Source organism: Paraburkholderia sp. JPY419 (assembly GCF_050435705.1).
In the GTDB taxonomy this organism is placed as follows: Bacteria; Pseudomonadota; Gammaproteobacteria; order Burkholderiales; family Burkholderiaceae; genus Paraburkholderia; species Paraburkholderia youngii.
The window spans coordinates 2,293,312-2,308,040 of record NZ_JBNDKV010000002.1; the positions used below are offsets into that span (position 1 = coordinate 2,293,312).

Annotated in this window: 19 protein-coding genes and 1 tRNA gene; 19 read left to right on the plus strand and 1 reads right to left on the minus strand. The window is 62.5% G+C overall.

The features are described from left to right. The first annotated feature begins 19 nt into the window (after positions 1-19). From hisC to tatC, 12 genes are all read left to right on the plus strand, one after another. A complete protein-coding gene (gene hisC, locus QFZ91_RS16630) occupies positions 20-1,090 on the plus strand; it encodes a histidinol-phosphate transaminase (protein WP_429567839.1) in 1,071 nt (356 codons plus the stop codon). Between the two features lie 114 nt (positions 1,091-1,204). Then, the gene (gene hisB, locus QFZ91_RS16635) at positions 1,205-1,792 is read left to right on the plus strand and encodes an imidazoleglycerol-phosphate dehydratase HisB (protein ID WP_176110143.1); all 588 of its coding nucleotides are present in this window, start codon (positions 1,205-1,207) and stop codon (positions 1,790-1,792) included. Positions 1,793-1,954: 162 nt separating this feature from the next. Continuing rightward, positions 1,955-2,596, plus strand: a complete 642-nt coding sequence (gene hisH, locus QFZ91_RS16640) for an imidazole glycerol phosphate synthase subunit HisH (protein ID WP_176110144.1) — start codon at positions 1,955-1,957, stop codon at positions 2,594-2,596. Between the two features lie 181 nt (positions 2,597-2,777). Next, positions 2,778-3,530 (plus strand): 1-(5-phosphoribosyl)-5-[(5-phosphoribosylamino)methylideneamino]imidazole-4-carboxamide isomerase, encoded by a 753-nt coding sequence (gene hisA, locus QFZ91_RS16645; RefSeq protein WP_169500003.1) that lies wholly within the window; start codon positions 2,778-2,780, stop codon positions 3,528-3,530. A 247-nt stretch (positions 3,531-3,777) separates the two neighbouring features. Then, positions 3,778-4,551, plus strand: a complete 774-nt coding sequence (hisF, locus tag QFZ91_RS16650; protein ID WP_176381130.1) for an imidazole glycerol phosphate synthase subunit HisF — start codon at positions 3,778-3,780, stop codon at positions 4,549-4,551. A gap of 1 nt (position 4,552) precedes the next feature. Continuing rightward, complete coding sequence (hisI, locus tag QFZ91_RS16655) at positions 4,553-4,963, plus strand: phosphoribosyl-AMP cyclohydrolase (RefSeq protein ID WP_176381131.1); 411 nt, start codon at positions 4,553-4,555, stop codon at positions 4,961-4,963. After that, the gene (locus QFZ91_RS16660; protein WP_176381132.1) at positions 4,960-5,355 is read left to right on the plus strand and encodes a phosphoribosyl-ATP diphosphatase; all 396 of its coding nucleotides are present in this window, start codon (positions 4,960-4,962) and stop codon (positions 5,353-5,355) included. Before hisI ends, QFZ91_RS16660 begins: the two co-directional genes overlap by 4 nt. A 90-nt stretch (positions 5,356-5,445) precedes the next feature. Then, positions 5,446-5,841, plus strand: coding sequence for a DUF4870 family protein (locus tag QFZ91_RS16665; RefSeq protein ID WP_152853628.1), 396 nt, complete (start codon positions 5,446-5,448; stop codon positions 5,839-5,841). A 93-nt stretch (positions 5,842-5,934) separates the two neighbouring features. After that, entirely contained in the window at positions 5,935-6,300 is a 366-nt protein-coding gene (locus QFZ91_RS16670; RefSeq protein ID WP_013090689.1) for a histidine triad nucleotide-binding protein, read from the plus strand. 272 nt (positions 6,301-6,572) lie between these two features. Beyond that, the gene (gene tatA / locus QFZ91_RS16675; protein WP_176110148.1) at positions 6,573-6,818 is read left to right on the plus strand and encodes a Sec-independent protein translocase subunit TatA; all 246 of its coding nucleotides are present in this window, start codon (positions 6,573-6,575) and stop codon (positions 6,816-6,818) included. A 48-nt stretch (positions 6,819-6,866) separates the two neighbouring features. Further along, entirely contained in the window at positions 6,867-7,409 is a 543-nt protein-coding gene (gene tatB / locus QFZ91_RS16680) for a Sec-independent protein translocase protein TatB (protein ID WP_176124284.1), read from the plus strand. A gap of 34 nt (positions 7,410-7,443) precedes the next feature. Then, complete coding sequence (gene tatC / locus QFZ91_RS16685; RefSeq protein WP_176124285.1) at positions 7,444-8,229, plus strand: twin-arginine translocase subunit TatC; 786 nt, start codon at positions 7,444-7,446, stop codon at positions 8,227-8,229. A gap of 88 nt (positions 8,230-8,317) precedes the next feature. Here tatC and QFZ91_RS16690 read toward each other — a convergent pair whose 3' ends face one another. Further along, on the minus strand, positions 8,318-9,538 hold the full coding sequence (locus QFZ91_RS16690) for a Do family serine endopeptidase (protein ID WP_176110151.1): 1,221 nt from the start codon (positions 9,536-9,538) through the stop codon (positions 8,318-8,320). 19 nt (positions 9,539-9,557) lie between these two features. On the opposite strand from QFZ91_RS16690, the gene QFZ91_RS16695 reads away from it, so the two are divergent. The 7 genes from QFZ91_RS16695 to QFZ91_RS16725 all read left to right on the plus strand — a co-directional run bounded on the left by QFZ91_RS16695 (position 9,558) and on the right by QFZ91_RS16725 (position 14,669). Beyond that, the gene (locus QFZ91_RS16695; protein ID WP_176124286.1) at positions 9,558-10,304 is read left to right on the plus strand and encodes a Nif3-like dinuclear metal center hexameric protein; all 747 of its coding nucleotides are present in this window, start codon (positions 9,558-9,560) and stop codon (positions 10,302-10,304) included. A 220-nt stretch (positions 10,305-10,524) separates the two neighbouring features. After that, positions 10,525-11,145 (plus strand): ubiquinol-cytochrome c reductase iron-sulfur subunit, encoded by a 621-nt coding sequence (petA, locus tag QFZ91_RS16700; RefSeq protein ID WP_026228357.1) that lies wholly within the window; start codon positions 10,525-10,527, stop codon positions 11,143-11,145. Then, a complete protein-coding gene (locus QFZ91_RS16705) occupies positions 11,145-12,524 on the plus strand; it encodes a cytochrome b (protein WP_429567840.1) in 1,380 nt (459 codons plus the stop codon). The genes petA and QFZ91_RS16705 overlap by 1 nt, the downstream gene beginning before the upstream one ends. 23 nt (positions 12,525-12,547) lie before the next feature. Further along, positions 12,548-13,303: a cytochrome c1 gene (locus tag QFZ91_RS16710; RefSeq protein ID WP_429567841.1), complete on the plus strand. Its 756-nt coding sequence runs from the start codon at positions 12,548-12,550 to the stop codon at positions 13,301-13,303. Positions 13,304-13,398: 95 nt separating this feature from the next. Beyond that, entirely contained in the window at positions 13,399-14,010 is a 612-nt protein-coding gene (locus QFZ91_RS16715) for a glutathione S-transferase N-terminal domain-containing protein (RefSeq protein WP_006052302.1), read from the plus strand. 66 nt (positions 14,011-14,076) lie between these two features. Further along, positions 14,077-14,574 (plus strand): ClpXP protease specificity-enhancing factor, encoded by a 498-nt coding sequence (locus QFZ91_RS16720; protein ID WP_176381136.1) that lies wholly within the window; start codon positions 14,077-14,079, stop codon positions 14,572-14,574. Between the two features lie 19 nt (positions 14,575-14,593). Continuing rightward, positions 14,594-14,669: transfer RNA gene (locus QFZ91_RS16725), tRNA-Thr, on the plus strand. The last annotated feature ends 60 nt before the right edge of the window (positions 14,670-14,729 follow it).

The following is a 14,729-nucleotide window of genomic DNA, read 5'->3' on the forward strand; positions in this document are numbered from 1 at the left end:
CCGGCCCGGCCCCGAAGCTATGACGACACCTCAAGACATCATCCGCAGCGACGTGCTCGCAATGACGAGCTATCCGGTTCCGGACGCCACCGGTTTCATCAAGCTCGACGCGATGGAAAACCCGTTCCCGCTGCCGCCGGGACTTGCCGCCCATCTCGGCGAGCGTCTGGCCGGCGTCGCGTTGAACCGGTATCCAGCGCCGCGTCCCGAGCAACTGATCGAGCGCATCCGTCACGTGATGGGCGTGCCGGCGGGCTGCGACGTGCTGCTTGGCAATGGCTCGGATGAAATCATCAGCATTATGTCGGTCGCGTGCGCGAAGCCGGGCGCGAAGGTGCTCGCCCCGGTGCCGGGCTTCGTCATGTATCAGATGTCTGCCAAGCTGGCGCATCTCGAATTCGTCGGCGTGCCGCTGAAAGCCGACTTCACGCTCGATACCGACGCGATGCTCGCGGCGCTCGCCGAGCACGAACCGGCGCTGATCTATCTCGCGTATCCGAACAACCCGACCGGCACGCTGTTCGATGACGCCGAAATCGAGCGCATCATCGCTGCGGCGGGCAAGAGCCTCGTCGTGATCGACGAGGCGTATCAGCCGTTCGCGCAGAAGAGCTGGCTGCCGCGCGCCGACCGGTTCGACAACGTCGTCGTGATGCGCACGGTGTCGAAGCTGGGCCTAGCCGGGATCCGCCTCGGTTATCTGGTCGGCAAGCCCGAGTGGCTGACCGAATTCGACAAGGTGCGCCCGCCGTACAACACCAACGTGCTGACGCAGGCCGCCGCCGATTTCCTGCTCGACCACATCGGCGTGCTCGACGCGCAGGCCGCGCAATTGCGCGACGAACGCGAGAAGCTCGCGCAGGCGGTGGCCGCGCTGCCGGGCGCCGAAGTGTTCGACAGCGCGGGCAACTTCCTGCTCGTGCGGGTGCCCGATGCGTCGGTATTGTTCGAAACCCTGCTAACGGCACGTATCCTGATCAAAAACGTGAGTAAAATGCACCCATTGCTGGACAACTGCGTGCGTTTGACCGTCGGTTCGCCGAACGAGAACGCGCAGTTGCTCGCCGGCCTGAAACTCGTGTTGCGGTAATCCGCCGCATCGAGCGGCGGCACCGAGCCGCTGCATGGAACGGCTGCACTGAGCAGCCCGCCATTAGCCCACCCCACATTACTAGCGCTTTTAAGCCAGATTCGAGGAATTGCCATGCGCCTTGCGGAAGTCGTTCGCAACACCAGCGAAACGCAGATCCGTGTGAAGATCAACCTGGACGGCACCGGCCAGCAGAAGCTGGCAACCGGTGTGCCGTTCCTGGACCACATGCTCGACCAGATCGCCCGCCACGGGCTGTTCGACCTCGAGATCGAAGCGCATGGCGACCTGCATATCGACGACCACCACACGGTCGAGGACACCGGTATCACGCTCGGCCAGGCTGTCGCGAAGGCGATCGGCGATCGCAAGGGCATCCGCCGCTACGGCCATTCCTATGTGCCGCTCGACGAAGCGCTGTCGCGCGTCGTGATCGATTTTTCCGGGCGTCCGGGCCTCGAATTCCACGTGCCGTTCACGCGCGCGCGCATCGGCACGTTCGACGTCGACCTGTCGATCGAATTCTTCCGCGGCTTCGTGAACCATGCCGGCGTGACGCTGCATGTCGACAATCTGCGCGGCATCAACGCTCACCACCAGCTCGAAACGGTGTTCAAGGCGTTCGGGCGCGCGCTGCGCATGGCCGTCGAACTCGACGAGCGTGCGGCCGGACAGATTCCGTCGACCAAGGGCAGTCTCTGACCGAACGGCCGTAGCAGGCTTTAACACAGGGTTTCACCGCCCCCAACGTCTTCAGGCCACTCACCTTCACGCGACTCATCGGGCAGGACCGCATTTGCCGGCACGTCGTTCGACGCCGCGCGGCGGCATCGATGGATCGAGGGCAGAGCGGCCCAACTTGAAATGAAAACTTCGATAGCGATTGTGGATTACGGAATGGGCAACCTGCGCTCGGTTGCCCAGGCACTGCGCAAAGCGGCGCCGGAAGCGGACGTGGCGATCGTCGATCGTCCGGAAGCGATCCGTGCGGCCGACCGCGTGGTGCTGCCCGGCCAGGGCGCGATGCCCGACTGCATGCGCAGTCTCGGCGCGTCCGGTTTGCAGGAAGCGGTCGTCGAGGCGTCGCGCAGCAAGCCGCTGATGGGCGTGTGTGTCGGCGAGCAGATGCTGTTCGACTGGAGCGCAGAGGGCGACACGCCGGGGCTGGGTCTGTTGCCCGGCAAGGTGGTGCGCTTCGAGCTCGAAGGCCGCCTGCAGGACGACGGCTCGCGCTTCAAGGTCCCGCAGATGGGCTGGAACCGCGTGCGTCAGGCGCAGCCGCATCCGCTGTGGGACGGCGTCGCCGACAACGCGTTCTTCTACTTCGTGCACAGCTACTACGTGGTGCCGGACAACCCGACGCACACGTCGGGCGAGACGGTCTACGGCGTGCCCTTTACCTCGGCTGTAGCGCGGGATAACATTTTCGCCACCCAGTTCCACCCCGAAAAGAGCGCCGAGGCGGGTTTGCGCGTGTATCGCAACTTCGTGCACTGGAACCCGTGAACGCCTTTCTTTATCCCGTTGCCGCGCGTGCGTCGCGCGGTGCCGCGGTCCCGCATCCGACCGGCGCCCCACTGGAGCGCCGAAAGAGTTGTACTAAACTAGCGAGACGGTATTGCGGCGGGCTGATCCGCCAGCCGCTGCCGCCGACCTTCAATCCACTCCCAGATAACACCCGATTGCTATGCTGCTGATTCCCGCCATCGACCTGAAAGATGGTCAGTGTGTACGCCTCAAACAGGGCGATATGGACCAGGCGACGATTTTCTCCGAGGAACCGGCGGCAATGGCCCGACATTGGGTCGACCGCGGCGCGCGTCGTCTACATCTCGTCGATCTGAATGGCGCGTTCGCCGGCAAGCCCAAGAACGGCGATGCAATCCGGGCTATCATCGACGAAGTGGGCGGTGAGATTCCGGTTCAGCTTGGCGGTGGCATCCGCGACCTGAACACGATCGAGCGCTATCTGGACGACGGTTTGTCGTACGTGATCATCGGCACCGCGGCGGTGAAGAACCCCGGCTTCCTGCAGGACGCGTGCACCGCGTTCGGCGGCCACATCATCGTCGGTCTCGACGCGAAAGACGGCAAGGTCGCGACCGACGGCTGGAGCAAGCTGACCGGTCACGAAGTGGCCGACCTCGCGCGCAAGTTCGAGGACTACGGCTGCGAGTCGATCATCTACACCGACATCGGCCGCGACGGCATGCTGCAGGGCATCAACATCGAAGCGACGGTGCGCCTTGCGCGCGCGGTCAAGATTCCGGTGATCGCGAGTGGCGGTCTGTCGAACCTCGCGGACATCGAATCGCTGTGCGAAGTCGAAGGCGAGGGCATCGAAGGGGTGATCTGCGGCCGCGCGATCTATTCGGGCGACCTCGACTTCGCGGCCGCGCAGACGCTCGCGGACAAGCTGCGCGAAGCGGACGACGCTTAAGCGCGGCGTCGGCCGCGCTTGCCGGGAAGCTTTCGCCGTGTGCCGGCGTGGCACTCACCTCGGCTTGCGGCACTCGCTCGACCGATGGCTTGCCGGGTAGCGCGCTTCGCACGATCACGCAACCGGAACCTCGGCGGCCTGCGGCCAGCACTTCACTCGCGGCGCGACGCAACCGCTCGCGCCGGCACCGTGCCGCTTGCCCGCAAGCGAGCGGCCTCATCAGCGGTATTGGCAGAATTGCACGATCATGGCTCTAGCTAAACGCATCATCCCTTGTCTCGACGTCACCGCGGGCCGCGTGGTCAAGGGCGTCAACTTCGTCGAACTGCGCGACGCCGGCGACCCTGTCGAAATCGCGCGCCGTTACGACGATCAGGGCGCCGACGAACTGACGTTCCTCGACATCACCGCGACCTCGGATCAGCGCGACCTGATCCTGCCGATCATCGAGGCAGTCGCCTCGCAGGTGTTCATTCCGCTGACGGTCGGCGGCGGCGTGCGCGCGGTCGAAGACGTGCGGCGCCTGCTGAACGCGGGCGCGGACAAGATCAGCATGAACTCGTCGGCGGTCGCGAATCCGCAGCTCGTGAAGGACGCGACCGACAAATACGGCTCGCAGTGCATCGTCGTCGCGATCGACGCGAAGCGCGTCTCTGCCGACGGCGAAACGCCGCGCTGGGAAGTGTTCACGCACGGCGGACGCAAGTCCACCGGTCTCGACGCGGTGGAATGGGCGCGCCAGATGGCCGAGCTCGGCGCGGGCGAAATCCTGCTGACCAGCATGGATCGCGACGGCACCAAGAGCGGCTTCGACCTTGCGCTGACGCGCGCGGTGTCGGACGCGGTGCCGGTTCCTGTGATCGCCTCGGGCGGCGTCGGCAATCTGCAGCATCTCGCCGACGGCATCAAAAGCGGTCACGCGGACGCGGTGCTGGCCGCGAGCATCTTCCACTATGGCGAACACACGGTCGGCGAGGCCAAGCGCTTCATGGCCGACCAAGGCATTTCGGTGAGGTTGTGACGTGACGAATCCTTCGGCAGTGAACTGGCTCGACAAGGTCAGGTGGGACGCGAACGGCCTCGTGCCGGTGATCGCGCAGGAAGCGTCGACGAACGACGTGCTGATGTTCGCGTGGATGAACCGCGAGGCTCTCGCGAAGACCGTCGAGACCGGCCGCGCGGTTTATTTCTCGCGCTCGCGCCAACGCCTGTGGTTCAAGGGCGAGGAATCCGGCCACGTGCAGCATGTGCATGAAGTGCGACTCGATTGCGACGAAGACGTCGTGTTGCTGAAGGTCGAGCAGGTCTCGGGCATCGCATGCCACACCGGCCGCCACTCGTGCTTTTTCCAGAAATTCGAAGGCTCGGTGGACGACGGCGACTGGCAGGCCGTCGATCCCGTGCTGAAAGACCCCGAACACATCTACAAATGACGCAATCCACGCAAAACCCGTCGCCCGCCGAGGCTTCCACGCTCGACACGCTGTTGCGCCTCGCGGCGTTGATCGATGGCCGCAAGGGCGGCGATCCAGACACCTCGTACGTCTCGCGCCTGTTCCACAAGGGCGACGACGCGATTCTGAAGAAGATCGGCGAAGAAGCCACCGAAGTCGTGCTGGCCGCAAAGGACACTCGCCACGGCGGCGTGCCGAAGGCGCTGGTCGGGGAGGTCGCGGACCTGTGGTTCCACTGCCTCGTGATGTTGTCGCATTTCAATCTGAGCCCCGCCGACGTGATCGCCGAACTCGAGCGTCGCGAAGGCCTGTCGGGCATCGAGGAAAAAGCGCTGCGCAAGAGCCGCGAGCGTGAGGCAAACGGCGACTGAGCAGCCGGAGCGGAAATCTGGCATTTCCGCTTGAACTCGCGCGCGCTGGCGCCTATATAGCGGTAACCGCACCTTCGTGAGGACGCAAGCATGGAACAGCCGCAAGGAAGCTACCCGCCGCCGGTCTACCGCCACGCGATGGAACCTGAGCGGGAGCGCAGCCTGCGCACGCTCACGCACGTGCTGTACGCGCTGTATGCGGTTCATTGGCTGACCGGTGGGCTCACCATTCTGGTCGCGATCATCATCAACTACGTGAAACGGGCCGACGTGGCCGGCACGCCGTACGAAGCGCACTTCGAATGGCAGATTCGCACGTTTTGGATGGGCCTCGTCGGTTATGCGATCGGCGCGTTGCTGTTGGTCGTCGTGATCGGCATCCCGGTGCTGTGGGCGGTCAGCATATGGATGTTGTACCGTATTATCAAAGGCTGGCTGTATCTGTACGATAACAAGCCATTCGCGAATCCGGCCGGCTGGGTCTGAACGCTAGCCGGTCCGCACGCGCGGACCGGCATTCGGGTCGAACCTCGTCGCGTGCGGCTTCGCTCGCCTAAGTCATACCGCGTCAGGAACACGATGAGTCACGATCCGAACTGTCTTTTCTGCAAGATCGCCGCTGGCGAAATCCCCTCGACCAGAGTCCACGAAGACGACGAGTTCGTCGCCTTCCGCGACATCCGTCCGGCGGCAGAAACGCATGTGCTGGTGATCCCTCGCAAGCACATTGCAACGCTGTCGAACTGCACGGAAAGCGACGCGCCTCTGCTTGGTAGAATGCTTGTCTTGGCCGCTCGACTGGCGGAGCAATTGGGGGTCGCGTATAGCGGCGGCGAAACGGGCTTTCGCACGGTAATCAATACCGGTCCGGGCGGTGGTCAGGAGGTGTATCACCTGCACGCGCATATTCTCGCGGGACCGCGCCCCTGGCATCGCATGGGCTGAGCGGGCGCACGGGTCATGCGCGCCGCGTGGCGAGAGCACACCGCCGCGAGTTTTGGTCGAGGACAATAGCGCCGTCGTTATTTTTACCGCTGTGTAATACCGTCGACGCGATCGCCTGACCACAATGACGGCGGTTCAGACTGCGGCGCACTTTGCGAGCGAGCTGGTGCGACCTGCGGTAACGTAGAGATAGAGGCAGACGAAGCGCACGCGCTTCAGGTTAGGCAAATTTGCCGCATCGAGATGCGGCGTCGGGGTTAAGGAGAGTAGTCATGGGTTCGTTGAGTATTTGGCATTGGTTGATCGTTCTGTTGATCGTGGCGCTCGTGTTCGGCACGAAGAAGCTGCGCAACATCGGCAGCGATCTGGGCGGCGCGGTGAAGGGCTTCAAGGAAGGCATGAAGGAAGCCGAATCACCGTCGGCCGACGCGCAACAGCAGCAGCGCGAGTTGCCGCGCAACGGCGCGGTGGACGTCGAAGCGAAAGAAAAGACGCAGCAATCGGGCGATTACCGCTAAGCCGCGGCGTTTGCGCCGTTCCCGCGTTTCTGACGGACATTTCACCTCATGCTGGACCTCGGTCTAACCAAGATGGCGCTGATCGGCGTCGTCGCGCTGGTCGTCCTCGGGCCTGAGCGCCTGCCGCGTGTCGCCCGCACGGCCGGCGCGCTGTTCGGCCGCGCACAGCGGTACGTCAACGACGTGAAGGCCGAAGTCACGCGCGAAATCGAGCTCGACGAACTGCGGCGCATGAAGACCGAGTTCGAGAAGGCCGCCAGCAACGTCGAAACGGCGGTTCAGGACAATCTGCGCAAGCACGAGAATGAACTGAACGAGGCATGGAAGAGCGGTACGTCGGTGTCGCCGAGTATCGCCGGCGGCGCGCTCGAAGACGCCGGCAGCGGCGTCAGCGGCAGCACCGGTGCCACCTCGTGGCCGGTCAGTACACCGGCCGCCGCGCCCAAACGCAAGAACTGGCGCGTCCAGCAAAGCGCCACCCCCACGTGGTACAAGCGAGCGAGCCTGCGCCGCACGCGCGTGCAGTCGGGCGCCGCGCGCGTTGCGCGGCACACACCTGCCAACCTGCGTCGTCCGACGCGGTTTTTCTGATGTTCAGAGCGACAATCCCTAACCGAGGGCCGGTGTGAGCGACCCCCAGCAATCCCAGAACGAAGGCGCCGAAGAGACCTTCATTTCCCACCTCGTCGAACTGCGTGACCGCATCATCCGTGCGGGGCTCGCCGTCATCGTCGTGTTTATCGGGCTCGTGTACTGGGCGCCGGACATCTTCAAACTGCTCGCGCGGCCGCTGATGATGAATCTGCCGAAGGACGGCAAGATGATCGTCACCGACGTCACCGGCTCGTTCTTCGTACCGATGAAGGTGACGATGCTGGTCGCTTTCGTGATCGCGCTGCCGGTCGTGCTGTACCAGATCTGGGCGTTCGTCGCGCCGGGACTCTATCAGCACGAGAAGAAGCTGGTCGCACCGCTGGTGGCGAGCAGCTATACGCTGTTCCTGTGCGGCATGGCGTTCGCGTATTTCGTCGTGTTTCCGACCATCTTCCGCGTGATGGCGCACTACAACGCGCCGCTCGGCGCGGAAATGACAACCGATATCGACAATTACCTGAGCTTCGTGCTCACGATGTTCATCGCGTTCGGTGTCACGTTCGAGGTGCCGATCGTCGTCGTCCTGTTGGTGCGGATGAACGTGGTGACCCTGAAGAAGCTGAAGGAGATCCGGCCGTATGTGATCGTCGGCGCGTTCGTGGTGTCGGCCGTCGTGACGCCGCCGGACGTGTTTTCGCAGCTGATCCTCGCGGTTCCGCTGATTCTGCTGTACGAAGCCGGCATCGTCGCGGCGCGGTTGATCGTCGGCAAGCAGCCGGTGGTCGTCGAGGATGCGAGTCCGCCGCCGTCTAATTGAGGTGCCGGGAGTCGGTGCCAGGCGTCAGATGAAAAGGGCAGTCCATCACGGACTGCCCTTTTTCGTTGCGTTAGTCGCGGCCTTGACTTTAACCACCTTCGTCGTCCGGCTGATCGCCGCCGTTTTCGTCTTCCGGCTGTTTCGGCGGCGGCGGGCGTTTGCCGATCATCACGTCGAGATCGATCTGATGGCCTTTGCGTACCAGATGCACTTTTGCCGCCGTGCCCGGCTTGATCTGCGCGATCACGTTCAACAGGCGCGTCGTATCGGTGATCACCTGGCCGTTCACGCTCGTCAGGATGTCGCCGGGCTTGATGCCGGCGCGGTCGGCCGGTCCGCTCTTCAGCACCCCAGCGACGATCGCGCCTGACTTCTGATCGAGCCCGAACGACTCGGCGATTTCCGGCGTCACGTCCTGCGGTTCGACACCGATCCAACCGCGCGTGACTGTACCGGTCGTGATGATGCTCTCGAGCACGCTGCGCGCGGTCGACACCGGAATCGCGAAGCCGATGCCGAGCGAGCCGCCCGAGCGCGAGTAGATCGCGGTGTTGATGCCGAGCAGATTGCCGTTCACGTCGACGAGCGCACCGCCCGAGTTGCCGGGGTTGATCGGGGCGTCGGTCTGGATGAAGTTTTCGAACGTATTGATGCCAAGGTGGTTGCGGCCCAGTGCGCTGACGATGCCCATCGTCACGGTCTGCCCGACGCCGAACGGATTGCCGATCGCGAGCACGACGTCGCCGACGCGGGTCTGGTCCATCCGGCCGAGCGTGATGGTGGGCAGATTGCTCATGTTGACCTTGAGCACCGCCAGATCGGTCTCGGGATCGATGCCGATGACCTTCGCGCTGGCGGTGCGGCCGTCGGCGAGTGCGACTTCGATCTGATCGGCGCCGTCGACGACGTGCTGGTTCGTTAGAATGTAACCTTCCGAACTCACTATCACGCCTGAGCCGAGATTCGAGGCAGGCTGCTCCTGCTGCTTGCGATTGTTCCTGTCGCCGAAGAAGTAGCGGAACAGCGGATCTTTGGCGCGCGGGTCGGGCGGCAGCGAGCCATCCTTGCTGGAGAACACGTTGACGACCGCGGGCATGGCCTTTTGCGCCGCTTCGGCATAGGACGTTTCGGCGTGCCCTTTGCTGATGCCCGGCGCCACTTCCCGCAGCGCCACGATGGGTTCGGCGAGTTGTCTGCCGAATTGTCCTTGACGCTGCAGCCACTGCGGTTTGAGGGTCGCAATGATGAACATCAGCGCCAACAGCACCGTCACCGCTTGGGCAAATAACAGCCAAAAGCGTCTAAGCATCTGAAGACAAGAGGTCTATATGGATCGGATTGAACTTGAATTGTACTTGAACAATCTCCTTGAAACCGCGCGCTTCAAGGACTATTGCCCGAACGGACTGCAGGTCGAAGGGCGCCGCCGGATCAACAAACTCGCGACCGGTGTGACCGCGTCGGTGGCCTTCCTGGAGGCCGCGCTCGATTGGGGCGCGGACGCCGTGCTGGTCCATCACGGCTACTTCTGGCGCAACGAGGCGCCGCAGATCACCGGCCGCAAGCATGCTCGACTGAAGCTGCTGCTCGCCAACGACCTGAACCTGTTTGCCTACCACCTGCCGCTCGACGATCATCCCGAATTCGGTAACAACGCGCAGATCGGCGAGAAGATGGGCTGGATCAGCGACGCGCGTTTCGGCGACAACGACCTCGGCTGGCTCGCCACGTTGCCAATGCCGATCTCGCTTTCGCACCTGAGCGCGGAAATCGAGCAAACGCTGGGCCGCACGCCGCTCGTGTTCGGCGATCCCGATATGCAGCTGCGCCGCGTCGGCTGGTGCACGGGCGCCGCGCAAGGGATGTTCGACGCGGCGATCAACGCGGGCGTCGACGTCTACGTGACCGGCGAAGTATCGGAGTCGGTGATGCATACGGCGGCGGAAAGCGGCGTCGCCTTTCTCGCGGCCGGCCACCACGCGACGGAACGTTTCGGCGTGCAGGCGGTGGGCAAGCATCTGTCCGAATCGTTCGATATCGAACACCTGTTTATCGACATTCCGAATCCCGTTTGAATTGCGAATTGCATTAACGAAGAAAAAGGCGCGAATACCGTAGAAGGCGCTTAAAAGGAGGTACAAAAAAGTTTGCGATCGGTACGGACAAACCCTGAGTTATCAAGGGCTTCGCACGGTTTTTGGCAATCGGCCCTTGTAAATGGCGACTCCATTCGAGCAAACTAGCGGCGGTAGAAGCGACGTGAAGGAAAAATCCAACTCAGAAGTGGGGCGTGTGATGCGAGACAAAGAAGAGGAACGCGTCGATGGCAGCCGCCGTAACTGGCTGGTAGCGACGACCGTAGCAGGCGGCATAGGAGGTGTTGCCGTTGTCGTACCCTTTGTTAGTTCGTTTGCACCATCCGAAAAGGCCAAGGCTGCAGGTGCCCCGGTCGAAGTCGATATCAGTGGTCTGAAGCCCGGCGACATGATGACGGTCGCCTGGCGTGGCAAGCCGGTGTGGATCATCAACCGCACGGACCGCATGCTCGCCGATGTTCAAAAAGCCGATAGCCAGGTAGCGGACCCCCACACGCAGAATCCCTTCTCGATGCCGCTGCCGGACTACTGCAACAACGAATTCCGTTCACGCGCCGAGAACAAGCATCTGCTGGTTGCCGTCGCGGTTTGCACGCATCTGGGCTGCACGCCGACGCCGCGCTTCCAGGAAGGCCCGCAGCCCAATCTGCCCGACGACTGGCCCGGCGGCTTCCTGTGCCCGTGCCACGGCTCGACCTACGACATGGCCGGCCGCGTCTTCAAGAACAAACCCGCCCCGCAGAACCTCGACATCCCGCGCTTCATGTTCACGTCGGCGACGGCCCTTGTGATCGGGAAGGACGAAAAAGGAGAAGCGTAATGGCGAGCGAACACAAAGTAGAGACGACCGGGCTGGCTGGTTGGATCGACCAGCGCTTCCCGATGACTGCCACGTGGAAGAAGCACGTTTCCGAGTACTACGCGCCGAAGAACTTCAACTTCTGGTACTTCTTCGGTTCGCTTGCATTGCTGGTGCTGGTCAACCAGATCGTCACCGGCATTTGGCTGACGATGAACTACAAGCCCGATGCGACGCTGGCGTTCGCGTCGGTCGAATACATCATGCGCGAGGTGCCGTGGGGTTGGCTGATCCGCTACATGCACTCGACGGGTGCGTCGATGTTCTTCGTCGTCGTGTATTTGCACATGTTTCGCGGGCTTTTGTACGGCTCCTACCGCAAGCCGCGCGAGCTCGTGTGGATTTTCGGCTGCCTGATCTTCCTGAGCCTGATGGCCGAAGCGTTCTTCGGCTACCTGCTGCCGTGGGGCCAGATGTCGTTCTGGGGCGCGCAGGTGATCGTGAACCTGTTCTCGGCGATTCCGTTCATCGGGCCGGATCTGTCGCTGTGGATTCGCGGCGACTATGTCGTGTCCGACGTCACGCTGAACCGCTTCTTCGCGTTCCACGTGATCGCGATTCCACTGGTCCTGGTCGGCCTCGTGATCGCGCACCTCGTCGCGCTGCACGAAGTCGGCTCTAACAACCCGGACGGCATCGAAATCAAGGCGAAGAAGGGGCCGGATGGCGTGCCGCTCGACGGCATTCCGTTCCACCCGTACTACTCGGTGCACGACTTCATGGGCGTGGCGATCTTCCTGCTCATTTTCGCGGCCATCATCTTCTTCGGGCCGGAAATGGGCGGGTACTTCCTTGAGGCCAACAACTTTGTTCCAGCGAATCCGCTGCAGACGCCGCCGGAAATTGCGCCAGTTTGGTACTTCACCGCTTTTTATGCGATGCTGCGCGCCACCACCGATCCATTCAAGATCGTCCTGATGATCGTCATTGCGCTACTGGGGCTGCTCGCGCTCGTGCGCGCGCGCGGCAAGTGGAAGATCGGGTTGCCAGTGCTCGCGGTGCTGGTGATCGTCGCGATGGTGTTCACCGAATCGAAATTCTGGGGCGTCGTCGTGATGGGCAGCGCGGTTATTTCGCTGTTCTTCCTGCCGTGGCTGGACCGCTCGCCGGTCAGGTCGATTCGCTACCGGCCGTTTTTTCACAAGGTTTTCTTCGGGATCTTCGTGATCGCGTTCCTGACGCTCGGCTTCCTCGGCACGCGGCCGCCCTCGCCCGCCGCAACGCTGATCGCCCAGATCTGCGCGCTGGTGTACTTCGCGTTTTTCCTCGGCATGCCCTTCTGGACGCGGCTTGGCAAGTTCAAGCAGCCGCCGGAACGGGTGCGGTTCAAGCCTCACTAATCGCGAGCCAGGAGAACACGAAGATGAAAAAACTGCTTTCGATGTGCGCGCTGGTCGGCGCGACCGTGCTTGCGATGTTGGCCGCTCCGGTCCACGCGGACGAGAATTTCCCGCTCAGTCGCGCGCCGGACAACACGAACAATTTCGCTTCTTTGCAGCGCGGCGCGCAATTGTTTGTAAACTACTGCCTGAATTGCCACAGCGCGAACCTGATGCGCTACAACCGCCTGACCGATCTCGGCATCACGCCGAACGAAGTCCAGGCGAATCTGCTATTCACCACCGACAAGGTCGGCAACACGATGACCGTGGCGATGCGCCCGGACGACGCGAAATCGTGGTTCGGGGCGACGCCGCCGGATTTGTCGGTGGAGGCGCGGGCGCGCGGCACGGACTGGCTGTACACGTATCTGCGTAGTTTTTACCGCGACGATACGCGGCCGACTGGCTGGAACAATCTGGTGTACGAAAACGTGAGCATGCCTCACGTGCTGTGGCAGCTTCAGGGGCAGCGGGCGGCGAAATTCGGTGACGAAACCGACGAAAGAACCGGCGAAAAGGTACACAAATTCCTCGGCTTCCAGCAACTCACTCCGGGGACGATGTCGCCGGTAGATTATGATTCTGCTGTGGCCGACCTCGTGTCGTACCTGTCATGGATGTCCGAACCAACGCAGCAAATCCGCAAGCAACTTGGCGTGTGGGTGGTGTTGTTCCTCGGTATCCTGAGCTTTTTCGCCTGGCGACTGAACGCCGCGTACTGGAAACATATCAAATAATCACGCCGCTACACGGCGTGGGGCCGGCGCCAGGAAAGACCTGCTGAACGGTTTTTCCGTGCGCTGGCCCTTCAGCTTTTTGAGGAAACGTAAACATGATGGTTCTGTATTCCGGCACTACTTGCCCGTTCTCCCAGCGTTGCCGGCTGGTGTTGTTCGAAAAGGGCATGGACTTCGAGATCCGCGACGTCGACCTGTTCAACAAGCCGGAAGACATCGCCGTGATGAATCCGTATGGTCAGGTGCCGATTCTCGTCGAACGGGACCTGATTCTGTACGAATCGAACATCATCAACGAGTACATCGACGAGCGCTTCCCGCACCCGCAGCTGATGCCGGCCGATCCGGTGCAACGCGCGCGGGCACGCCTATTCCTGCTCAACTTCGAGAAAGAGCTGTTCGTCCACGTCGGCACACTCGAAAACGAGAAGGGCAAGGCAGCGGAGAAGAATCACGAGAAGGCGCGCCTCGCGATCCGCGATCGCCTGACGCAGCTCGCGCCGATCTTCCTGAAGAACAAGTACATGCTCGGCGAAGAGTTCTCGATGCTCGACGTCGCGATCGCACCGCTCTTGTGGCGCCTCGACCACTACGGTATCGAGCTGTCGAAGAACGCCGCGCCGCTGATGAAGTACGCCGAGCGCATTTTCAGCCGCCCGGCTTATATCGAAGCGCTGACGCCGTCGGAAAAGGTGATGCGTCGTTGAGTTTGGCTTTGGTGTGCGGGCGCCGCATTGCTTCGATGCGCGCCCGCGCCCGCAAGAGGACTGTTGATGCAAGAGATTTCCACGAAGCCTTATCTGCTGCGCGCGCTCTACGAGTGGTGCACGGATAACGGCTACACACCGCACATCGCGGTCCGCGTCGACAATCAGACGCGCGTGCCGCGTCAGTTCGTGCGAGACAACGAGATCGTGTTGAACATCAGCTTCGAGGCGACCAGCCAGTTGCAGATGGGCAACGAGTGGATCGAGTTCAACGCGCGCTTTTCCGGCAAGTCGCACAAGATCGAAGTGCCGGTCGCCAATATTCTGGCGATCTACGCGCGCGAGAACGGCCAAGGTATGGCGTTCCCGGTCGAATCGGCGGGCGGCGAGGCTCAGGATTCGGGCGCGGATGCCGCGGACGAAGCGGACACGCCGGCGGCGCCGCGCGCCGTCGAAACCGCGCCGGTCGACCCGGCCGCGGCCAGCGACGCCGACGACAAACCGCAACCCGACGACGATGGATCGAAAGGTGGCGGAAGGGCTCGCCTTAAGATCGTGAAATGAAGTAGAATCACGGCCTCATGCCGGCTTAGCTCATCAGGTAGAGCGCTTGACTTGTAATCATGAGGTGGCGGGTTCGAGTCCTGCAGCCGGCACCAGATTGCTTTATCAGCAGTAACTGGAAATGCTTGAAAACCCCGTCGAAGCGCACGCTTCGG

What these genes read in the sequence shown, in the direction of transcription:
- QFZ91_RS16670 (WP_013090689.1), top strand. Translation starts at nt 5,935, where the DNA reads ATGAGTCACGATCCGAACTGTCTTTTCTGCAAGATCGCCGCTGGCGAA.
- hisB (WP_176110143.1), top strand. Translation starts at nt 1,205, where the DNA reads ATGCGCCTTGCGGAAGTCGTTCGCAACACCAGCGAAACGCAGATCCGT.
- QFZ91_RS16690 (WP_176110151.1), bottom strand. Translation starts at nt 9,538, where the DNA reads ATGCTTAGACGCTTTTGGCTGTTATTTGCCCAAGCGGTGACGGTGCTG.
- tatB (WP_176124284.1), top strand. Translation starts at nt 6,867, where the DNA reads ATGCTGGACCTCGGTCTAACCAAGATGGCGCTGATCGGCGTCGTCGCG.
- petA (WP_026228357.1), top strand. Translation starts at nt 10,525, where the DNA reads ATGCGAGACAAAGAAGAGGAACGCGTCGATGGCAGCCGCCGTAACTGG.
- QFZ91_RS16705 (WP_429567840.1), top strand. Translation starts at nt 11,145, where the DNA reads ATGGCGAGCGAACACAAAGTAGAGACGACCGGGCTGGCTGGTTGGATC.
- QFZ91_RS16720 (WP_176381136.1), top strand. Translation starts at nt 14,077, where the DNA reads ATGCAAGAGATTTCCACGAAGCCTTATCTGCTGCGCGCGCTCTACGAG.
- hisF (WP_176381130.1), top strand. Translation starts at nt 3,778, where the DNA reads ATGGCTCTAGCTAAACGCATCATCCCTTGTCTCGACGTCACCGCGGGC.
- QFZ91_RS16665 (WP_152853628.1), top strand. Translation starts at nt 5,446, where the DNA reads ATGGAACAGCCGCAAGGAAGCTACCCGCCGCCGGTCTACCGCCACGCG.
- hisC (WP_429567839.1), top strand. Translation starts at nt 20, where the DNA reads ATGACGACACCTCAAGACATCATCCGCAGCGACGTGCTCGCAATGACG.
- QFZ91_RS16715 (WP_006052302.1), top strand. Translation starts at nt 13,399, where the DNA reads ATGATGGTTCTGTATTCCGGCACTACTTGCCCGTTCTCCCAGCGTTGC.
- hisA (WP_169500003.1), top strand. Translation starts at nt 2,778, where the DNA reads ATGCTGCTGATTCCCGCCATCGACCTGAAAGATGGTCAGTGTGTACGC.
- tatA (WP_176110148.1), top strand. Translation starts at nt 6,573, where the DNA reads ATGGGTTCGTTGAGTATTTGGCATTGGTTGATCGTTCTGTTGATCGTG.
- hisH (WP_176110144.1), top strand. Translation starts at nt 1,955, where the DNA reads ATGAAAACTTCGATAGCGATTGTGGATTACGGAATGGGCAACCTGCGC.
- QFZ91_RS16695 (WP_176124286.1), top strand. Translation starts at nt 9,558, where the DNA reads ATGGATCGGATTGAACTTGAATTGTACTTGAACAATCTCCTTGAAACC.
- QFZ91_RS16660 (WP_176381132.1), top strand. Translation starts at nt 4,960, where the DNA reads ATGACGCAATCCACGCAAAACCCGTCGCCCGCCGAGGCTTCCACGCTC.
- QFZ91_RS16710 (WP_429567841.1), top strand. Translation starts at nt 12,548, where the DNA reads ATGAAAAAACTGCTTTCGATGTGCGCGCTGGTCGGCGCGACCGTGCTT.